The organism is Mesorhizobium sp. M7A.F.Ca.US.005.03.2.1 (assembly GCF_003997795.1).
Classification (GTDB): Bacteria; Pseudomonadota; Alphaproteobacteria; order Rhizobiales; family Rhizobiaceae; genus Mesorhizobium; species Mesorhizobium ciceri.
The window spans coordinates 1-3782 of record NZ_RZRP01000627.1; the positions used below are offsets into that span (position 1 = coordinate 1).

Below are 3782 nucleotides of genomic sequence, written 5' to 3' on the forward strand. Positions count from 1 at the left end.
GCCAAGGGCGGCTCGCATCTGGCGCCCTACCACAAGTTCGACAAGACGCTGCCGGCTGATGTGAAGGAGCTGGTCGAAAAGAAGAAAGCCGAGATCCTCGAAGGCAATTTCCGCGTCGACGTGGACGAGAACACGCCGGTTTCGGATTGAGTTCTGGTTCGAGGGGCTGGCGCTAGGCGCCCCCCTCTGTCCTGCCGGACATCTCCCCCTCAAGGAGGGAGATTAGCAGTTTCGGCGACGCGCTGTTCTTTCAAGAAAATTGGCGAAAGCCGATATGACATCCAATCTCCCCCTCAAGGGGGAGATTGCCGGCAGGCCAGAGGGGGGTGCAGCGCATTCCTCTCAATCAAAGTTGAATCGCAAAGCCCGTCCGTTCAGGAGCCCCCTTGTCCGCCCCCCTCATCGAAATGCGCGGCATCACCAAGAGCTTCGGCGCCGTCAAGGCGAACGAGGCCGTTGATCTCAGCGTCGCGCCCGGCGAAATCCTCGGGTTGCTGGGCGAGAACGGCGCCGGCAAGACGACGCTGATGAACGTGCTGTTCGGCGCCTATGCGCCCGACGCCGGCGAGATTCTCATCCAGGGCAGGCCGGTGCGGATCACAAGTTCCGCCGATGCGCTAGCCGCCGGCATCGGCATGGTGCACCAGCATTTTCATCTGGCGCCAAGGCTGACGGTGCTGGAGAACCTGCTGATAGGCATTCCCGGCAAGACAGGGCGGATCGACCGCGCCGGCGGGCTGGCGCGGCTGGCCGAGATCGGCCGCCAGCATGGGCTGACGCTTGATCCCGATCTTCCGGTCTCGGCGCTGTCGGTCGGCGAGCAGCAGCGGCTCGAAATCGTCAAGGCACTGTTTCGCGGCGCCAGGCTCTTGATCCTCGACGAGCCGACGGCGGTGCTGGCGCCGAGCGAGGTCGACGGGCTGTTTTCGGCGTTGCGGTCGATGGCGGCGCAAGGGCTCGGCATCATTTTCATCTCGCACAAGCTCAACGAGGTGCGGGCACTGACGCATCGCTGCACAGTGCTGCGGCATGGGCGCGTCGCCGGCCGCGTCGACGATCCCGCCAACACGACATCGTCCGCAATGGCGCAACTGATGTGCGGCCATGAGATCGTGCCGCCGGCGCGGGGACCATCGACGCCGGGTGCCGCTGTGCTCACCCTCAATGGCATTTCCACCTCGCGTCATTCGGGTACGGCGCTGCGCGACGTGTCGCTTGCCGTGCGTGCAGGCGAAATCCTCGGCATTGCCGGCGTGTCGGGCAATGGCCAGCGCGCGCTGGCGGAGGTCATCTCCGGCGTGCGCGTACCTGACGCCGGCCGGATGACGATCGCCGGCCAGAAAGTCTCACGCTTTTCGCCGCGCGAAGTGCAGGCGCTCGGTCTTGGCCGCATCCCGGAAGACCGTATGACGACGGGGCTGGTTACCAACCTGCCGCTCGCGGATTCGATGGTGTTGCCGCGCATCGGCACCGCCGCGTTCAGCAGCAAGGGTCTGCTCAAGCCGGATGCGATCCGCGCCTTCGCGGAAGAGCAGATCAAGGCCTATGATATCAGGTGCCCCGGGCCGATGACCCGCGCCGGCGCGCTGTCCGGCGGCAATCTGCAGAAGGCCCTTCTGGCGCGCGAACTCGCTTTCGACCCGAAGGTTCTGATCGTCTCGCAACCGACGCGCGGGCTCGATATCGGCGCGGCGCGTTTCATCCACGAAAAGTTCCTCGACATGCGGGCCAAGGGCTGCGGCATCATCGTCATCGGCGAGGATCTGGAAGAGCTGCTGGTGCTCTGCGATCGCATCGCGGTGATGTATGAGGGCCGCATTGTCGGCACGCTCGACAGCGCCGATGCAACGATCGCACAGCTCGGCCTGATGATGACCGGGGCGGAGGGGCACAGCTGATGTTTCGCCTGGAAGTCCGCACCTCTACGCCGGCCTGGTTCAACCTCGCTTTGCCGCTGCTGGCTATCGGCGCGACGCTTGTCCTGTGCAGCGGCCTGATCGCGCTGGCCGGCGCCGGCGTGCTCGATGCGTATGGCGTGATGTTCACGGCCTCGCTGGGCGACAGCTATGCGATCACCGAAACGATGGTGCGCGCCGCGCCGATGATCTTCACCGGACTGGCGGTGGCGGTCGCCTTCCGGGCAAAATTCTGGAACATCGGCGCCGAGGGTCAATTGCTGGCCGGCGCGGTGGCCAGCTGCTTTGTCGGCGCCATCCCGATGCCGGGACCGCTCGCCATGGTGTTGATGGCGGTCGCAGGCGCTGCGGCCGGGGCCGCGGTCGCGCTGGTGCCGGCGACCCTCAGGGTAAAATTCAAGGTCGACGATGTCGTCAGTTCGCTGCTGCTCAACTCGGTCATCTACTACGCGCTGATGGCGCTGATCGAAGGACCGTGGAAGGACTCCTTCAGCGGCTATCCGATCTCGCCGCCGATAGAGGATTCGGCCAATTTCCCTGTGCTGATCGAAGGTACAAGGCTGCATCTCGGCGTTATCGTGGCGCTGCTGGCGGCACCGCTGATCTGGTTCCTGATCGTGCGCACCACGCTCGGCTTCAGGATAAGGGTCACCGGCGAAAACCCGGAAGCGGCCAGATATGGCGGCATCCATGTCGAGCGCGTGCTGATCTCGACAGCGCTGCTGTCCGGCGCGCTGGCCGGACTGGCCGGCGTCGGCGAGGTCGGCGGCGTGCATTTCCAGGTGATGAGCGACATCTCGCCGGGCTACGGCTATTCCGGCATCGTCGTGGCCATGCTGGCGCGGCTCAACCCGCTCGGCGTCGTGCCGGCGGCGATCTTCCTTGCCGCCGTGATGACCGGCGCCGAGGCGATGTCGCGGGCGACCGGCGTGCCGGCCTTCCTCAGCGATGTCATCCAGGGCACTGCACTGCTCGCCATGCTGGTGGCGCTGCTGTTCACCGCCTATCGCATCCGCCGCGTCGGGGTTGCCCGATGAGCGCGGTGTTCGAACAGATCTTCCAGGTCGGTTTTCTGGCCGCGATCATTCGTATCGCCACGCCGCTGGCTTTTGCAACGCTGGGCGAAATGTTCTCGGAACGGGCCGGCGTGCTCAATCTCGGCATCGAAGGCATCATGCTTTTGTCGGCGATGACAGGCTTCACTGCTGCCAGCCTCAGCGGCAGCCTGTGGCTCGGCGTGCTGGCGGCGGTGCTGACCGGCATGCTGATGGGCGCGCTGCATGCGTTGTTCACGGTGGTGCTCGGCCTCAGCCAGCATGTCTGCGGCATCGGCGTGACGCTGTTCTCGTCGGGCCTTGCCTATTTCCTCTACCGGCTGATCTTCGGCCAGCAGTCTGTGCCGCCCAACATCAATGGTTTTCAGACGCTGCCGATCCCGATCCTGTCCGACATTCCGGTGCTCGGGCCGGCGGTGTTCAACCAGTTCGCGCTGGTCTACATGGCGATCCTGGCCATTCCGTTGGCCGCTTTCATACTCTACCGCACGCCATGGGGCCTGTCGGTGCGCATGGTCGGTGAAAATCCGCGTGCTGCCGATTCGGCCGGTGTCAGCGTCATCGCCACGCGCTTTCAGGCGGTTGTCCTCGGCGGCGCGCTGATGGGGCTGGCCGGCGCCTTCCTGTCGATGGCGCAGTTCAACGCCTTCACCTTCGGCGTCGTCTCCGGGCGCGGCTGGGTGGCGATCGCGCTGGTCGTCTTCGGTCGCTGGGATCCATGGCGCTCGGCGGGTGCGGCACTTCTGTTCGCCTTCGTCGATGCCTTGCAGCTGCGCATGCAGGCGAGCGGGCTCGGACACATCCCCTACGA

The 3782-nt window shown here is 65.3% G+C and carries 3 protein-coding genes; all 3 read left to right on the forward strand.

The annotated features are described in order from the left end of the window. The first annotated feature begins 386 nt into the window (after window positions 1-386). Window positions 387-1898 carry an ABC transporter ATP-binding protein gene (locus EN991_RS27065; protein WP_013528956.1) on the forward strand — a complete coding sequence of 504 codons (1512 nt, stop codon included), beginning with the start codon at window positions 387-389 and terminating at the stop codon, window positions 1896-1898. After that, window positions 1898-2953, forward strand: coding sequence for an ABC transporter permease (locus EN991_RS27070; protein WP_063169488.1), 1056 nt, complete (start codon window positions 1898-1900; stop codon window positions 2951-2953). Before EN991_RS27065 ends, EN991_RS27070 begins: the two co-directional genes overlap by 1 nt. Next, window positions 2950-3782, forward strand: an 833-nt coding sequence (locus EN991_RS27075) for an ABC transporter permease (RefSeq protein WP_164769392.1), incomplete at its 3' end; no start/stop codon positions are given. The genes EN991_RS27070 and EN991_RS27075, both read left to right, overlap by 4 nt.